The organism is Sorangium sp. So ce296 (assembly GCF_051529605.1).
GTDB classification, from domain to species: domain Bacteria; phylum Myxococcota_A; class Polyangia; order Polyangiales; family Polyangiaceae; genus Sorangium; species Sorangium cellulosum_D.
In genome coordinates this window covers 1,522,589-1,538,313 of the sequence record NZ_CP150325.1, presented here as the reverse complement: position 1 = coordinate 1,538,313, position 15,725 = coordinate 1,522,589, and the positions used below count along the sequence as shown (strand labels likewise).

Annotated in this window: 13 protein-coding genes; 12 read left to right on the top strand and 1 reads right to left on the bottom strand. The window is 70.3% G+C overall.

Going from position 1 to position 15,725, the window contains the following annotated elements:
* From WME98_RS05790 to WME98_RS05745, 10 genes are all read left to right on the top strand, one after another.
* On the top strand, positions 1–399 hold the full coding sequence (locus WME98_RS05790; protein WP_437950361.1) for a 6-pyruvoyl trahydropterin synthase family protein: 399 nt from the start codon (positions 1–3) through the stop codon (positions 397–399).
* A gap of 742 nt (positions 400–1,141) precedes the next feature.
* Entirely contained in the window at positions 1,142–3,571 is a 2,430-nt protein-coding gene (nirB, locus tag WME98_RS05785; protein ID WP_437953957.1) for a nitrite reductase large subunit NirB, read from the top strand.
* A gap of 102 nt (positions 3,572–3,673) precedes the next feature.
* Positions 3,674–4,090, top strand: a complete 417-nt coding sequence (locus WME98_RS05780; protein WP_437950360.1) for a Rieske (2Fe-2S) protein — start codon at positions 3,674–3,676, stop codon at positions 4,088–4,090.
* Between the two features lie 428 nt (positions 4,091–4,518).
* The gene (locus WME98_RS05775; RefSeq protein ID WP_437950359.1) at positions 4,519–5,241 is read left to right on the top strand and encodes an HPP family protein; all 723 of its coding nucleotides are present in this window, start codon (positions 4,519–4,521) and stop codon (positions 5,239–5,241) included.
* Positions 5,238–6,356 (top strand): MFS transporter, encoded by a 1,119-nt coding sequence (locus WME98_RS05770; RefSeq protein WP_437950358.1) that lies wholly within the window; start codon positions 5,238–5,240, stop codon positions 6,354–6,356. The genes WME98_RS05775 and WME98_RS05770 overlap by 4 nt, the downstream gene beginning before the upstream one ends.
* Positions 6,357–6,380: 24 nt before the next feature.
* Positions 6,381–8,606, top strand: a complete 2,226-nt coding sequence (locus WME98_RS05765; RefSeq protein WP_437950357.1) for a molybdopterin oxidoreductase family protein — start codon at positions 6,381–6,383, stop codon at positions 8,604–8,606.
* Entirely contained in the window at positions 8,603–9,271 is a 669-nt protein-coding gene (locus WME98_RS05760) for a 4Fe-4S dicluster domain-containing protein (RefSeq protein WP_437950356.1), read from the top strand. The genes WME98_RS05765 and WME98_RS05760 overlap by 4 nt, the downstream gene beginning before the upstream one ends.
* Entirely contained in the window at positions 9,271–9,786 is a 516-nt protein-coding gene (locus tag WME98_RS05755; RefSeq protein ID WP_437950355.1) for a ubiquinol-cytochrome c reductase iron-sulfur subunit, read from the top strand. The genes WME98_RS05760 and WME98_RS05755 overlap by 1 nt, the downstream gene beginning before the upstream one ends.
* A gap of 8 nt (positions 9,787–9,794) precedes the next feature.
* Positions 9,795–10,058: a DUF6755 family protein gene (locus WME98_RS05750; RefSeq protein WP_437950353.1), complete on the top strand. Its 264-nt coding sequence runs from the start codon at positions 9,795–9,797 to the stop codon at positions 10,056–10,058.
* 65 nt (positions 10,059–10,123) lie between these two features.
* A complete protein-coding gene (locus tag WME98_RS05745; protein WP_437950352.1) occupies positions 10,124–11,170 on the top strand; it encodes a glycosyltransferase family 4 protein in 1,047 nt (348 codons plus the stop codon).
* Between the two features lie 4 nt (positions 11,171–11,174).
* Here WME98_RS05745 and WME98_RS05740 read toward each other — a convergent pair whose 3' ends face one another.
* Positions 11,175–11,705 (bottom strand): hypothetical protein, encoded by a 531-nt coding sequence (locus WME98_RS05740; RefSeq protein ID WP_437332503.1) that lies wholly within the window; start codon positions 11,703–11,705, stop codon positions 11,175–11,177.
* A gap of 862 nt (positions 11,706–12,567) precedes the next feature.
* On the opposite strand from WME98_RS05740, the gene WME98_RS05735 reads away from it, so the two are divergent.
* The gene (locus WME98_RS05735; protein WP_437950351.1) at positions 12,568–14,241 is read left to right on the top strand and encodes a DUF1592 domain-containing protein; all 1,674 of its coding nucleotides are present in this window, start codon (positions 12,568–12,570) and stop codon (positions 14,239–14,241) included.
* The gene (locus tag WME98_RS05730; RefSeq protein ID WP_437950350.1) at positions 14,238–15,674 is read left to right on the top strand and encodes a DUF1552 domain-containing protein; all 1,437 of its coding nucleotides are present in this window, start codon (positions 14,238–14,240) and stop codon (positions 15,672–15,674) included. The genes WME98_RS05735 and WME98_RS05730 overlap by 4 nt, the downstream gene beginning before the upstream one ends.
* Positions 15,675–15,725 lie beyond the last annotated feature (51 nt).

The window sequence follows — 15,725 nt, the reverse complement described above, 5'->3', positions numbered from 1 at the left end:
ATGTTCCTCCTCGGCGTCAGCGATCACGTGATGATCGCGCACAGCTTCTCCGATCCGTTCTTCGGCCCGGCGACCCGGTTGCACGGCGCGACGTACGCCGTCGAGGTCGAGATCCGCGCCAAGGCGCTCGGACCGCACCACGTGGTGATGGACATCGGCGCGCTGCACGCGTCGCTGCGCCGGGCGCTGGACACGATCGACTACCAGAACCTCGACGAGCACCCGGCCTTCCCCGGGCGCACCTCCACGACCGAGCGCGTGGCCGAGCACGTGGCCGGGCTGCTCGCCGAGGACATCGCGAAGCTCGCCGCGGATGAGGCGCCCTGCCTGGGCGCGACGCTGCGGGTGCTCGTCCGCGAGTCGCCGACCGCGTACGCGGGCTTCGAGCGCGACCTCTAGGCTCCGTCGGACGAGCTGCTGCGCCGTCCGGACGGTCGGCCGAGCCCTGCAGCTCCCCTCGCTTGTGCTCCCCGACCTCAGGCCGTTCGCGACGCCCGTCCGGCAGCGCCGAGCGTGAGCCCGGCGAGACGCGCGCGCCTGTCCGGCCGAGGCCGAGCGGCCAGCTGCTCGGCGCCCGCTCCGGCGCTCGCGCGCGAGCAGGGCAGTCGCCTTCGCCGCCATAACAAGGCGGAGACACGCTTATTCCTCTGACGAGCGATCTTCATCGAGACGCCATGTAGCCTGGCGGGGCGCGCCCGGAGCACACCCGCGGTGTCTCGCGACGCGCGATCGCGATCCCACAATTCGTCACCACACCCGGAACCCGGCACCCCCCTGTTCCGTCTTGTGGGCCACAAAGGCGCGGCGCTCAGGACGACCCGCGCGGGGTTGGATCAATTTTTGTATCCATGTTGCATCAGCAACTCGATGTGAGAACGCGACCGAGCCCGCTCCGCCGCGTCCTCGTGACGTCGAAGGGCCGCAGTCCGGATGGCCCGACGAGCGCTTGCGTAGGACCGCGGGCGATGGCGCTCGGGGACGCGCGCAGCCCGCGTCGAGCGGCTGCCTGAAGAACAAGGGAGGACTGGATCTCATGAGCGATGAACCTGGATCTGCCGTCGACGACGGGGGCACGATCGGCAGGAACGGGCAGGCGGCCCCAAAAAGGGAGAGAAAGCGCCTCGTGGTGATCGGCAACGGGATGGCCGGCGCGCGGTTCGTGGAGGATCTCGTCGCGCGGGGGGGCAGGGACCGCTTCGAGATCGCGATGTTCGGCGATGAGCCGTACGGCAACTACAACCGCATCCTGTTATCGAACGTTCTTGCGGGAATCCAGGATCCGAAGGATATCTTCATCAACCCTCTGTCGTGGTACGAGGACAACGGCGTCCGTCTCCACGCCGGGGTCCGGGTCGCCTCGATCGACCGCCGGAGCAAGACCGTCCGCGGCGCCTCGGGCGTCGTCGAGGCCTACGACAAGCTCGTCATCGCCACGGGCAGCCGCGCCTTCGTGCCGAAGCTCGAGGGGCTGGAGCGGGAGGGCGGAGGGTACAAGAGCGGCGTCTTCGTGTTCCGGACGCTCGATGACTGCAGCGGCATCATCGAGCACGCGAGGCGGTCGCGGCGGGCCGCCGTGATCGGCGGCGGGCTCCTCGGCCTCGAGGCCGCGCGGGGCCTGCTCGGGCTCGGCCTGGAGGTGCACGTGGTGCACCTGATGAAGCACCTCATGGAGGTCCAGCTCGACGCCGCCGGCGGAGCCGTGCTCCGGCGCGCGCTGGAGGACATGGGGCTCGTCATCCACCTCGAGAAATCGACCCGGGAGATCTTCGGAGACGAGCGGGTCGAGGGGCTCCGCTTCGAGGACGGGAGCGAGCTCGCGTGCGATCTCGTGGTGATCTCCGCCGGCATCCGCCCGAACGCAGAGCTCGCGCGCGACGCGGGGCTCACGGTCGAGCGGGGGATCGTCGTGGGGGACGACCTCTGCTCGCCCGACGATCCGGACGTCCATGCGCTCGGCGAGTGCGCCCAGCACCGCGGGCGCACCTACGGGCTCGTGGCTCCCCTGTGGGAACAGGCGCAGATCCTGGCCGATCGGCTCACGGAGCGCAGGCCCGACGCGGCGTACGCGGGCTCGAAGGTCTCCACCAAGCTCAAGGTGATGGGCATCGATCTCCTGGTGATGGGGGAGCAGCGCGCCGCGACCGACGCAGAGGAAGAGGTCTCCTACGCCGAGCCCTCGCACGGGATTTACCGGAAGCTCGTGATCCGGGACGGGACCCTGGCGGGCGCCATCCTGCTCGGCGGCGGGGCGCCCGCCGGGAAGCTGCTCCAGGCGTTCGAGCGGGGCCTCAAGATCCCCGAGGATCGCGTGGCGCTCCTCTTCCCCGGGGCCCACGCCGGCGCGGGCGAGCCCAGCGTGGCGGATATGCCGGACGAGGCGCAGGTATGCAACTGCAACGGCGTCTCGAAAGGTCAGATCGCCGCGGCGGCGCGGGGCGGGTGCCGCACGCTCCGGCAGGCGTGCGCCGCGACGCGCGCCGGGTCGGGCTGCGGGGCGTGCAAGCCGCAGGTGCAGGCCGTCCTCGAGCTGGTCCTCGGGAGCGGCGCGGCGGAGGACCCCTCGGCCCATTACTACGTGCCCGGCGTGCCCTACGCGAAGCCGGAGCTCGTCCGGCTCATCCAGGAGCGCGGGCTGCGCAGCGTCTCGTCCGTGTTCCGGGAGCTCGCGGGCGGGCAGGAAGACGTCGCGAGCAAGCCGGGGCTCGCCTCGCTGCTCAAGAGCATCTGGGGGAGAGCGTATGAGGACGAGCGCGACGCGCGCTTCATCAACGATCGGGTGCACGCGAACATCCAGCGCGACGGCACGTTCAGCGTCATCCCGCGCATTTATGGAGGCGTCACGACGCCGGCCCAGCTCCGGAAGATCGCCGACGTGGCCGAACGGTACGACGCGAGGATGGTGAAGATCACGGGGGGCCAGCGGATCGACATCCTCGGCATCGCGAAGGAGCGGCTGCCGGACGTGTGGCGCGACCTGGGCATGCCGTCCGGTCACGCTTACACGAAGGGATTCCGCACCTGCAAGACGTGCGTCGGCAGCGAGTTCTGCCGCTACGGGGTCGGGGACAGCACGGCGCTCGGCATCGCGATCGAGCGCCGGTTCCAGGGGTTCGAGGCGCCCCACAAGCTGAAGCTCGCCACCGCCGGCTGCCCTCGCAACTGCTCGGAGGCGACGACCAAGGACGTGGGCGCCGTCGCCATCGAGGGGGGCCGGTGGGAGATCTACGTGGGAGGCGGGGCCGGCTCGCGCGTCAGGAAGGGAGACCTGCTCTGCGTGGTTGACACGCAGGAGGAGGTCATCCGCTACGCGGGCCGCTTCATGCAGTATTACCGAGAGCAGGCCAGGTACATGGAGCGCTCGTACGATTTCGTCGAGCGTGTCGGCATCGAGAAGGTGCGGAGGGTGATCGTGGACGACGCCGAAGGGATCGCGGCGCGCCTCGACGCGGAGGTCCAGGCCTCGGTCGACGCGTACGCGGACCCCTGGAGCGAGGCCGACAGCCCGATCCATCCGTCCCAGTTCACGACGCTGCTCCCGCCGCCGAGCGGCGCGCCCGCGCAGGCGGAGTAGGCCGTGGATCGGCGGAGAGGAGCGCCGGGCCAGCGCCCGGCCCGCGGATACGAGGGGTGTCATCCAGCCGGCCCGTGCGCCGGCCGGGGAGGAGTTCGGGTGATGATCGATGTCGCGCAGAAGGAGATGACCATCTTCAACCTCGGCCCGCTGGGCCAGATACCCGAAGGAGAAGGGAAGGCGTTTCATGTCGGCGGCTACGAGGTAGCCGTGTTCCGGACGCGAGCAGGGGAGCTGTTCGCCGTGCAGGCGCGCTGCCCTCACCGGGAAGGGCCGCTCGCGGACGGGCTCCTCGGGGGCAACGTCGTCCAGTGCCCTCTTCACGGGCTCGCCTTCGACCTCTCGACCGGTCACCCGATCGGCGCCGAGTGCAGCGCGCTCGCGTGCTTCCGGGTCGAGCTGGGCGCGTCCGGAGAGATCCTTCTCCGCCTCTCGCGTCCCGAGGCGGGCACCTCCCCCTTTTCGCGCGAGGAGCGACCCGCGCTGGCGCAGCTGCGCGCCGAGGCGACCGCCCGCTGAGGAGGGCAGTCGGCGCGCACTATCGAAACACTATCGAAACAATCCCGATCCCGAAACAATCCCGATCCCGAAACAATCGCGAGCCGCGCGTATTCCGCCGACACGATCTCTTCATGAACGCCATTCAGGCTGGCCCGGTCGCGTCCGGATGACACGCGCGGTTTCTCACGAATCGCTCGGGGCTCTCCTGAATCGTCGTGATCATGGAACCCGGCGCACGGCTTGTTCCGTCTTCGGGGCCACATGGATGCACGTCGAGGCTGCCGGGCAACGGCACCTGTTCTACTGCAATCGTGCTGCATCAGTGACTACGTGGCCGGAAGGCGGTCGAGCCCGCCGTGTCGCGTCTGCCCGGTAACGCTGGACGCGGCGGCGAGCGAATGCGAAGGCCCCAGCCCATGATGGAAGACAGGGACATTCGATCCAGGATGCACGAAGAGCCGTGGGGCGCCGGCCGCGGCTACGGCCCGATCTCGCCGCGCCACCCGCTCGGCGGCGAGATGTCGGACGTCGCGCGCGGGATCTTCTCGCGATTGCGGCTGCCGCGGCTCCTCCAGCGCTACGCACAGGTGCCGGTGCTCGCCGCGTTCAGCTTCGTGAACGGGTTCGTGAGCATCGGCCTGATGGCGGCCCTCGCCGCCGTGACGAAGGAGCCCTTCGTGTTTCCGTCGCTCGGTCCGACCGCCTTCCTCTTCTTCTACACGCCGCGGGCTGCCTCGGCCGCGCCGCGCAACACCCTCATCGGGCACAGCATCGGTATCGCGGCCGCTTACTTCAGCCTGTTCGTCACGGGGCTGACGCACGCGGGCCCTGCGACCGCCGCCAGCGTGACCCTCCCGCGCGCCCTCGCCGCCGCGCTCTCGCTGGGGCTCACGGCGGGCCTCATGGTGCTCGCCCGAGCTCCCCACCCGCCCGCGGGCGCCACGACGCTCATCGTCTCGCTGGGCATCCTGGACCGGCCGCCGATGTTCCTGGTGCTCCTCGGAGGCGTCGCCCTGCTCACGGCGCAGGCCATCCTCATCAATCGCCTCGCGGGCGTCGATTACCCCCTCTGGGCGCCGCGGCAGGCGCCGGGGCCCGACGACGCGCGGGCGCACCTCTCCACGCCGCCGGGGCGGGGCGCGGCGGCCGGCACGGGAGCGCAGCCATGAGCGCGGAGCTCACCGACTTCCGCGCGCCGCCCGCGCGCCCCGGCGCCGCCGCGAGCGCGTCGCGGCGCGCCCCGCTCGCGCACTGGGGCGCGGTCCGCAACGGGACCGCCGCCGCCGCCGCGCTCGCGGCGCTCATCGTCCTCGGCAGCCGCGACCTCGCCGACTTCGACTCCGCGCTCGTGGGCTACACCTTCGCATGCCTCTTCATGACCTTCGGGGTCGTGTACCGGTACTCCGTCTGGCTCAGCAAGCCGCCGACCCGCAAGTACTGGGTCCGCGGCGTGGAGGTGCTCTTCTCGCGGCGCCGCTGGCCGCGCCTCCGCCGCCCGACGCTCATCGTCAAGGCGCTGTGGTCGAAGATCATCGCGCAGGATTTCATCCTGCGTCGCGGCCTGACCCGCTGGATCGCGCACATGCTCATCGCGTGGGGCTGCGCGCTCGCCGCGGCCGTGACGTTCCCGCTCGTGTTCGGCTGGCTCCACTTCGAGGCCGGCGCCGCCGGCGCGGTCTATCGCGTGGTGCTCTTCGGGGTCCGCGTGTCCGAGATCCCGGTCCACGGCGTCGTGGGGTGGGCGATCTTTCACGCGCTCGTCGTCAGCGGCTTCATGGTCGTCCCGGGGGTGATGCTCGCCCTGCTCCGCCGCATGCGGGAGGGCGGCGCGGTGGCGGTCCAGCGCTTCGAGCGCGACCTCCTGCCGCTCCTCCTGCTCTTCGCCGTGAGCGCGAGCGGGCTCTTGCTCTGGGTGAGCTACGAGTGGCTGCACGGGTATTTCTACGGCGCGCTCGCCCAGGTCCACGCGCTGACGGTGATCGTGACGCTCGTTTACCTGCCGTTCGGCAAGCTGTTTCACGTGTTCCAGCGCCCCGCCTCGGTGGGCGTCACGTTCTACAAGGAGGCGGGCGACCGGGGCGAGAAGGCGGTCTGTCCGGTCACGGGCGAGGCGTTCGCGGCCAAGCTCCAGACCGACGATCTCAAGGAGGTGCTCGCGGAGGTGGGGTTCGACTACGCGGCGCGGGCGGGGGCCGGGCCTGCGTGGAGCGAGCTCTCCCCGCGGGGGCGGCGGATGCTCATCGGCCGCGCGCACCATCGCGCGCGCGGCGGCCGCTTCTCGTGAGCGACGGAGCGGAGGAGACGACACATGGCTCACCTGAGATTGCCAATTTCCGACTACATCCGCGAGTACGGGCCGCACGTCTCGGACTCGCCCGTGACCGGGTGGGGACCTAAGCCCGAGCCCGACAGGCTGGTCGAGACGCACTGCTGCTTCTGCGGGATGCAGTGCGGCGTGAAGCTGCAGGTCAAGGGCAGCCGGGTCATCGGGATCGAGCCGTGGGAGGAGTTCCCGTTCAACGAGGGGCGGCTCTGTCCGAAGGGGGTCAAGCGGTACATGCAGACGCACCACCCCGACCGCCTGACCGACCCGCTGATCCGCGACGGGGCCGGGTTCAGGAAGGCGGGCTGGGACGAGGCGCTCGATCTCGTGGCGTCGAAGGTGCGCGCCATCCAGGCGAAGCGGGGCAAGGACGCCTTCGCGATGCTGAGCGGGGTCTCGCTGAGCAACGAGAAGAGCTACCTCGTGGGGAAGTTCGCGCGCCTCGCGCTCGGCACCGCCAACCTCGACTATAACGGCCGGTTCTGCATGGTCTCCGCGGGCGCGGGGAACAAGAAGGCGTTCGGGATCGACCGCGCCGCGAACCCCTGGGAAGACATCCCCGAGGCCGGCGTCGTGCTGCTCGCGGGCACCAACGTGAGCGAGTGCTTCCCGACGCTGACGCACTACATCTGGAAGGCGCGCGACCGGGGCGCGAAGCTCATCGTGGTCGATCCGCGCGAGACGCCCATCGCCCGCACCGCCGACCACCACGTCGCGCTCCGCCCGGGGACCGACAGCGCGCTCAACCAGGCGCTGCTCCATGAGCTCGTCGCGAACGGCTGGTTCGACCGGGAGTTCGTCGAGCAGCGCTGCACCGGCTGGGCCGAGCTCCGCGCCTCGGTGGAGCGCTGCACGCCCGAGTGGGCCGCGGAGATCTGCGGCGTCCCGGCGGCGCTCATCCGCGAGGTCGCCGCGGCGTGGGGGCAGGCGAAGACGAGCTTCCTGCTGCACGCGCGCGGCGTGGAGCAGCACACGAAGGGCGTCGAGAACGTCCTCAGCCTGATCAACCTCGTGCTCGCCACCGGCAGGATCGGCCGCAAGGGCTGCGGCTACGGGACCATCACGGGGCAGGGCAACGGCCAGGGCGGGCGCGAGCACGGGCACAAGTGCGATCAGCTCCCCGGCAACCGCGACATCGAGAACCCGGAGCACCGCAGGCACATCTGCGACGTCTGGGGGATCTCCGACGCCGAGCTGCCGCGCAAGGGCAAGACCACCGTGGAGATCGTCGAGGCGATCCACGCGGGCGAGATCCGCGGGCTCCTCAACATCTGCTTCAACCCCATGGTCAGCCACCCCGACACGGGCTTCGCCCGCGAGGCGTTCGAGGGGCTCGAGTTCTTCTGCGTCATCGACTTCTTCATGAGCGAGACGGCCCGCTACGCCGACGTCGTGCTGCCCGGCTCGCTGCACGAGGAAGAAGAGGGCACCTCGACGACGGCGGAGGCCCGCGTGGTGCGCCTCCGCGCCGCCGTCGACCCTCCCGGCAACGCGCGGCGGGACACGTGGATCCTCCTCGAGCTCGCGAGGCGGCTCGGAGGCGAGGAGCGCTTCCGCTTCTCGAGCAGCGAGGACATCTTCAACGAGCTGCGCCGCGCGAGCGCGGGAGGGACCGCCGATTACGCGGGCATCACGTACGAGCGCGTGGAGCGGGAGATGGGGGTGTTCTGGCCCTGCCCGTCGGAAGGGCACCCGGGCACCCCGAGGCTCTTCGAGGACGGGAGGAGCTACCACCCCGACGGCAAGTTCAAGCTGATCCCCACGCCGTATCGCCCGAGCGCGGAGGTGCCCGACGCGGAGTTTCCGCTGTACATGACCTCGGGCCGGAGCGTCTTTCATTACCTCAGCGGGACGCAGACGCGGCGGATCAAGTTCCTCGTCGAGAAGAGCCCCGGGCCGGTCTGCGAGATGCACCCCGCGCCCGCGGCGCGGCTCGGCCTCGTCGACCGGCAGCTGGTCACGGTGGAGACCCGGCGCGGCGGGATCACGGTCCCGCTCCGGATCGTCGAGGCGATCCGCCCGGACACGGTGTTCCTGCCGTACCACTGGCCCGAGGAGCTCGCCGCCAACCAGCTCACGGTCCGCGCGCTGGATCCCGTGAGCAAGATGCCGGAGTTCAAGGTCGCGGCGTGCAGGGTGCGCGCCGCCACGCGCGCCGAAGCCGCTCGGGCGCGATCGTTGTTCGCCGAGCTCAAGCTGGAGGCCTCATGAGCGCCGTGGTGCGGGATTTCTTCATCGATTTTCAGCGGTGCATCGGCTGCCAGGCGTGCGCCGCGGCGTGCTCGGAGTGCCACACGCACCGCGGGCTGCCGATGGTGCACGTGGACCTCGTCGCGCCGGGCGTGTCGCTCCAGACCGCGCCGATGGTCTGCATGCATTGCGCCGATCCGACGTGCGCGTCGGTCTGCCCCGCGGACGCCATCAAGGTCGACGAGAACGGGATCGTGCACTCGAGCCTCAAGCCCCGGTGCATCTCGTGCGGGAACTGCGAGCTCGCGTGTCCGTTCGGGGTCCCGATCATCAAGATGGAGATCCAGCAAATGCAGAAGTGCGACATGTGCTTCGACAGGACGAGCGCCGGGAAGAAGCCGATGTGCGCGACGGTCTGCCCCACGGGCGCGCTGTTCTACGGGACGCGCGAGGAGATCGCGCAGCAGCGGCCGGCGAGCAAGCCGATCAACCGCTGGCGGTTCGGCAAGCAGCGGATCGCGACGCGCGTGCACGTGATGGTGCCGCACGACGTGGACGAGATGGCGGTCGAGCTGCCCGCCTTCGACGAGGGCGGCGGCCCCGCGGCGCTCGCGACCGCCCTGGCGACGGGCGCGGGCGACGAGCGAGCGCCGGAGGAGGCGCGGTCGGAGGCGGAGTTTCTGTGATGGGCGCGGAGGATCTGCCCAAGTGGCGAGAGGACTTCCCCTACGAGTCCGAGGGCGACGACCACGTGACCCGCCGCGATTTCGCCCGCTTCCTCGTGCTGCTGAGCGGCGGGCTCGCGACCGGCAACGCCGTGGTGTACCTCCGCTCGCGCCGCCCGCCCTCGGAGCCGCCCGGCCGCATGGAGATCGCGCGGATCGACGATCTCGCGCCGGGGAGCGCCGTGGCCTTTCGCTACCCGGACGAGACGACGCCGGCGCTGCTGATCCGCCGGGAGAACGGCGAGCTCCTGGCGTTCGAGCAGAAGTGCTCCCACCTCGGATGTCCGGTCTCATACGCGCGGGAGGGCGGGGAAGAGCACCTCCGGTGCTACTGCCACAACGGCCGCTTCGACGTGGCCTCCGGCGAGGGCACGTCCGGTCCGCCGCGCGACCTGCGGCCGCTCGGGCGGATCGCGCTGGCGGTCGAGGACGGCAAGGTGTTCGCGGTCGGGTTCGCGCGGCGGCGCGCGACGTGAGGTGAGCGATGCCGATCCCTGGACCGAAGCACGACCTGCGCCCGGGCGCGAAGGGCGCGATGAGCGCGAGGGTGCTCGCCGTGGCGATGCTCTGCGCGTTCCAGTACTGGCTCCTCACGTCCACGGTCGAGGCGTACAACGGCGGCGATCGCGACATCCCGCTGCCCGCGCTGGCGACCTCGCTGGTGTGCTTCGCGCTGGGCGCCGGTCTGATCGCGGCGGGGGAGCTGTCGGGGTGGAGGGCGCGCCGGAGGCCCCCGCCCGACGCGTGACACCCGGGCGCGGCGCCTGGCCGCCCGCGCGGGGCGGGCCGGGTTCCGTGGTACTGGGTCGACGCATGCGCATCGCCTGGATCGTCTACGGCGCCCTCGAGCAGATCACGGGCGGGTACATCTACGATCGGCTCGTCGTCGAGCGGCTGCGGCGGAAGGGCGATGTCGTCGAGGTCGTGTCGCTCGATCCGGCGCCGCGGTCGCGCGCGCTGGCCGGGCTCGCCCTCGCGGCGCGCCTCGCCCGGCTCGACCCTGCCGTCGTGGTCGGCGACGAGCTCTGCTTCCCGGAGCTCGGCCCGGCGTTCGCGGCGCTGCCGCGGCGGATCGCGCGCGTGCTCCTCGTGCACCACCTCAGCGCGTGGGAGCTCCCGCCCGGCCCGCGGCGCGCGGCGCTCGCGCTCGCCGAGGCGGCGGTGCTCCGGCTCTGCGACGCGCACCTCGCGACGAGCGCGACGACCGCGGCGCGGCTCCGGCGCGAGCACGGGGTCGGCCGGGTGGACGTGGCGCCGCCGGGCGCGGACCGGCTCCCCTTGCGCCCTCGCGCCGCGCGGGACGGCGGCCCGTTGCGGCTCACGTTCGTGGGGAGCTTCATCCCGCGCAAGGGGCTCCTGGAGCTGCTCGCGGCGTTCGAGCGGGTCGGGAGCGCGCGCGCCACGCTCGTCCTCGTCGGCGACGCGGCGCGCGATCCGGCCTATGCGGAGCGCGTGCGCCGGGCGATCGACGGCTCCGCGCACCTGCGGGCGCGCGTCGAGGCGCGCGGCGTGCTCGACGACGAGGCGCTCGCGGCGGCGCTCGCCGAGACGGACGCGCTGGTCCTGCCCTCGCGGCTGGAGGGGTACGGCATGGTGCTCACCGAGGCGGTCCGCGCGGGCGTGCCGGTGCTCGCCGCCCGCGCCGGCGCGATCGCCGAGGTCGTGCAGGACGGTGCCGAGGCGCTGCTCTGGGACGACGGCGAGGGGCTCGTGCGGGCGCTCTCCCGCTTCATCGAGGACGGGGCGCTCAGGGCGAGCATGCGCCGCGCGGCGATGCTCCGCGCGCCGGCGCTGCCCACGTGGGACGGCGCCGCGGCCGCGGTCGGCGCGGCGCTCGCACGGGCGGCGCCGGGGCGCTGAGCCGTCATCCGCCGCTGCCACCGGGGTCGCGCAGGACGCACCTCTTGGCGCGGACGAAGGCGTCGAAGCGGCCCTCTTGCAGGCCGTCCGGGTCCGGGGTCGGGTCCTTCACGATGCACGCCGCCACGGAGAGCTCCCCTTCGTAAAGGTCCTTGTCGCGTGTGGTCTTGTGGTTCAGCTGGCAAACACCGCTGAGCACGTCGTCGCCGAGGTTGGCGGACACGTTCCAGGCGTCCTCGTCCAGCGCGTGAGACGCCCGGAGGGTGATCCCCCAGAACCCCTTCTTTTCCCGGATGGGATCGTTGAGGATCATCACCTCGAGCTCATCGCCTTTCACCCCACAATCCGTGTACCAGCTGCGCTGGTTGTCCTCGTCGAACGCGACCGCGGTCTCTCCGTTGTTGCCCGTATCGAGGAAGAGCTGCTTCGCGCCGAGGGTGAGCACGGCCCTCCCCGCGACAAGCGGCGGCTCGAAGTCGCTGCCGCAGCCGAGCGGCGCGAGCGACAATGCGGTGGCGAGCAGTGTCCTGAGCATGGGTATCCTCACTGGTGAGGATCATGCGTGGCCGATCCACAAGTCAATCGGCAAATCGACCATGTTGCGCGCTCGAACATGGCAATTTTGGTGCGTGCGCGGGAATGAGATGGGCTGAGAGCGCGGAAATCGTTCTGCGTGTCACCTCATCGTCCGACTTCGCGGATCTTTGGAGCGGGAATCTCATCGGATCGTGGCAACTTTGCGGGTTTCGAGGGAATGGTCGCGTTGTGCGCTTCGTTGCCTCGACGTCGCGTTGTCTCCATCGATTGCGGTACACGCCCATTGCGCGGCTTACCCGCCGACCGGTTCCTTCCGGTCACGCGTTCGACTGCCGCTGCTGTACAATCTCAACTACAGTGTTCAGGTGAGCGGAGTCACGTCCGCCTCTCTTGACGCGTCGCACCGGAGGCGCGCCGCCAGCCTGGGTCTGTCCCGGACTCGAGGATGCCCGCGGTCTTGTCGATTGGAATTGACATCGTAGATGTTACCGTTAACATTTGGCTCGAAGGGTATCCTTTTGCTTGGCCCTGGTTGGGCAGTCTCGCGGCGCGCAGCGAGGCCTCCGTTGTCTGAACGACTTCCGCGATAACAGCGTTCGCTCCGTCGTCGCGGAAGCGTTCGCTGACCGATGCTGTACCGAGGGCAGGTCCGCAGCTGGGGGCTGACGTCTCCAGGCCTGTTGGATTTTGTTCTCCCATAGCCGCGCCTGGGGCCTGATGCCGGTCGTCCGTGAGGGCCAGCTCCTCGAGCGCGCCATCGACCGGGACGATGCGCCCCGCTTCAGCGAGCACGATGGTCGTTGCATCGCTGGTCATGCGAAGGGAACTGCTAGCCACGAGAGGTCCGTCAGGAGGCAATGATGACCCCACCGTCTTTTTCGATGACCGGCTCGCCGCGCCGCGGGCGGGGGCTCGGCGCGGGGCTCTGCGTCACGGCGCTCCTGCTCGCGGGGTGCACGGGCACCTTGGGGGATCCAGAGGAGAGCATCGGCCCTGGGCCTGACGGCAGCAGCCCGGCCACCGGCGGCGAGGCGCGCGGCATCGATATGCCGGGTGCGCCGCGGTACCACCGGTTCGTGCGCCTCACGAACGCGCAGTGGGCGAGCAGCGTGCAGGTGGTCCTGAACCTGGGCGCTCCTTCCTCGCTGTCCGAATCGTTCGAGAAGCCCGTCGCCGGCACGACGGACTTCACGAACAACGAGCTCCTGCTCAGCGTGAACCAGCGCTCGTGGAGCGACTACCAATCGGCGGCGGAGGCGCTCGCCGAGGAGGTGACGGCCTCGGACGCGGCGCTCGCCAAGGTGTACCCGGATACGGACGCGGCCGGCTTCATCAAGACCGTGGGGCGCCGTGCGTACCGCCGTCCGCTGACGGACGGCGAGGTCGCCAAGTACGAGGTGCTCTTCGAGACCGGCGCGGCGATGTCCGGCACGAAGAGCACGTTCGCCAAGGGCGCGCAGCTCGTGATTCGGACGATGCTGCAGTCGCCGCACTTCCTCTACCGCACGGAGCTCGGCCAGGATCGCAAGCCGCTCAGCGGTTACGAGATCGCCGCGAAGCTATCGCTCTGGCTGCGCAACTCCGCGCCGGACGACGCGCTGCTCGACAAGGCGCCCACGCTCACGACGCCGGAAACGATCGCCGCGGTCGCCGAGTCCATGCTGGAGGAGCCCGCCGCGGCCAAGGGCATGCGGTTCTTCCATCGCGAGCTGCTCCATTTCGATCGCTACGCCACGATCAGCAAGCTCGGCGTGCCGAGCTACAACGAATCGTTGAACGCGGAGTACGAGGAGAGCGCGTACCTGTTCTTCGAGAAGATCTTCACCCAGGGCCTCGGCGTCAAGGACATCCTCACGTCCACGAAGGGCTTCGTGGGGCCGGGGATGGCGGAGCTCTACGGCCTTTCGCCGAGCGGCCGAGAGCTCGTGGAGCGAGACCTCGGTCCCGATCGCGTCGGCTTCTTCTCGCAGCTCCCCTACCTGACGCTCAACGCCCTGAACGACGAGTCGGACTCGATCCATCGCGGCGTGAGCATCAACCTCGACGTGCTGTGCACGCCGCTCGGCGCGCCGGCGCCCAACATCCCGCCGGTCCCGCCCCTCGAGCCCGGGCAGACGAACCGCCAACGCATCACGCAGCTCACGTCCGCCTGCGGCGGCACGTGCCACAACGCGCTCATCAACCCCGTCGGCTTCGCCTTCGAGCACTTCGACGGCATGGGGCTGTACCGGGATGAGGAGAACGGAGGCCTGCCGATCGACAGCAGCGGCGTCTATTCCTTCACCGAAGGGGCCAAGTCGTTCGCGGACGCCGGCGAGCTGATGCACCACATGGCGGCGGGAGAGCAGGCTCACCTCTGTTACGCCAAGAAGCTCGCGAGCTTCGCGCTGCAGCGCGACGTCATCCCGGCGGACTTGCCGCTCGTCGAGACGCTCGCCGACGTGAGCCGCGGCGCCAGCGGCTCTGTGAAAGAGATGATGCTCGAGCTCGTGAAGGATGAAGCATTCCGGACTCGCGTGGGAGGCCCGCTGTGAACTCCAAGATCGTTACGAACCTCACTCAACCGCACGTGGCGCGCCGGCGCGGGATGAATCGGCGCGCGTTCCTGCGCGCCGGCGGCGTCGCCATCGCCCTTCCGTTCCTGGAGGGCTTGCCGTCGCGCTCCGCCTGGGCTGCGGACAACGCGCCCGTGTTCAGCCTCTACATCGTGGCGGCGTGCGGCGTGGTGGGTAAAAAGTTCTTCCCGGACCAGACTGGCCCGCTCACGACCGCGGGGCTCGGCGCCATGACGGACAAGGCGACGCACGTGCTCGCGCCTCACGCCGCGAACCTGCTGTTCATCCGCGGGATCAACTTCCCCATGAACGGGCCCACCAACTGCGGCCACGCGCAGGGGTTGTGTCAGGCGCTCACCGCGCGCCCGGCGCAGGGCGGCGGCAAGACCGCATCCGCGACCGGCGTGTCCGCGGACGTGGTCATCGCCGAGCTGGTGAACGAGGGCGGCGCCGAGCCGCTCACGCTCTATGCCGGCAACCGCAGGAACGGGTACATCGCCGAGCGCATCTCCTTCAAGGCCGGTGGTGCCGGGCAGGTGCGCTCGGCGGACGACAACCCGTACGCGCTCTACGCCAAGCTCGTCGGCCTGGCGGACAGCGGCGGTGGAAGCGGCAACGGCGCGCAGCTCGCGGAGGAGCTCCTCCGCAGCCGCAAGAGCGCGAACGACTTCGTGAAGGAGGAGCTGAACAGCCTGATGCGCATGTCGGCGCTGAGCTCCGCCGACAAGCAGCGCCTGCAGCAGCATTTCGACTCCATCCGCGACACCGAGGTCACGATGGGCGAGATGGGCACGACCTGCAGCAAGGCGGGCCTCGCGACGTCGGAGCTCGAGGCGCTCAAGAGCGGTTTCGCGTTCAAGATGGACGGCATGATCGAGGACGTCGCGAAGCTCCACCTCGAGCTCGTGGCGATGGCGTTCGCCTGCAACTTCAACCGCGTGGCGACGCTGCAGCACGGCGACGGCACGGATGGGACGAAGTATGCGGTGCCGTCGAACGCGGGCCTCGGCTGGCCCTTCCACCACATCAGCCACCGGGTGCAATCGGACGCAGCTACGGGCAACAACCCGACGGCCGAGCAAGCGCACGCCGAGATCGACGTGGTCCGCATGCAGACGCTGCTCCACGGCCTCGACCACTTCAAGGCGCGCGACCTGTTCGACAAGTCCATCGTCATGTGGACGAACCACGTCTCCGACGGCCCGTCGCACAGCTTCCGCAACGTGCCGACGATCATCGCCGGAAACGGCGGCGGCTACCTGAAGCAGGGGCAGTACATCGACGCCGGCAACGTCACGAACAACCGCCTCTTCAACGGCCTCATCGCCGCCGCCGTCCGGGACAAGACCGAGTGGACGGAGAACTTCGGTGAGGGTCAGGGCTCCGGGCCGATCGACGGCATGCTCGCCTGAGCGCCATCGCCGGGCGGTGAGCCTCGCTGCCGACGCTCGTGGCTGAGCTCG

What these genes read in the sequence shown, in the direction of transcription:
- WME98_RS05790 (WP_437950361.1), top strand. Translation starts at nt 1, where the DNA reads ATGTTCCTCCTCGGCGTCAGCGATCACGTGATGATCGCGCACAGCTTC.
- nirB (WP_437953957.1), top strand. Translation starts at nt 1,142, where the DNA reads ATGGCCGGCGCGCGGTTCGTGGAGGATCTCGTCGCGCGGGGGGGCAGG.
- WME98_RS05780 (WP_437950360.1), top strand. Translation starts at nt 3,674, where the DNA reads ATGATCGATGTCGCGCAGAAGGAGATGACCATCTTCAACCTCGGCCCG.
- WME98_RS05775 (WP_437950359.1), top strand. Translation starts at nt 4,519, where the DNA reads ATGCACGAAGAGCCGTGGGGCGCCGGCCGCGGCTACGGCCCGATCTCG.
- WME98_RS05770 (WP_437950358.1), top strand. Translation starts at nt 5,238, where the DNA reads ATGAGCGCGGAGCTCACCGACTTCCGCGCGCCGCCCGCGCGCCCCGGC.
- WME98_RS05765 (WP_437950357.1), top strand. Translation starts at nt 6,381, where the DNA reads ATGGCTCACCTGAGATTGCCAATTTCCGACTACATCCGCGAGTACGGG.
- WME98_RS05760 (WP_437950356.1), top strand. Translation starts at nt 8,603, where the DNA reads ATGAGCGCCGTGGTGCGGGATTTCTTCATCGATTTTCAGCGGTGCATC.
- WME98_RS05755 (WP_437950355.1), top strand. Translation starts at nt 9,271, where the DNA reads ATGGGCGCGGAGGATCTGCCCAAGTGGCGAGAGGACTTCCCCTACGAG.
- WME98_RS05750 (WP_437950353.1), top strand. Translation starts at nt 9,795, where the DNA reads ATGCCGATCCCTGGACCGAAGCACGACCTGCGCCCGGGCGCGAAGGGC.
- WME98_RS05745 (WP_437950352.1), top strand. Translation starts at nt 10,124, where the DNA reads ATGCGCATCGCCTGGATCGTCTACGGCGCCCTCGAGCAGATCACGGGC.
- WME98_RS05740 (WP_437332503.1), bottom strand. Translation starts at nt 11,705, where the DNA reads ATGCTCAGGACACTGCTCGCCACCGCATTGTCGCTCGCGCCGCTCGGC.
- WME98_RS05735 (WP_437950351.1), top strand. Translation starts at nt 12,568, where the DNA reads ATGACCCCACCGTCTTTTTCGATGACCGGCTCGCCGCGCCGCGGGCGG.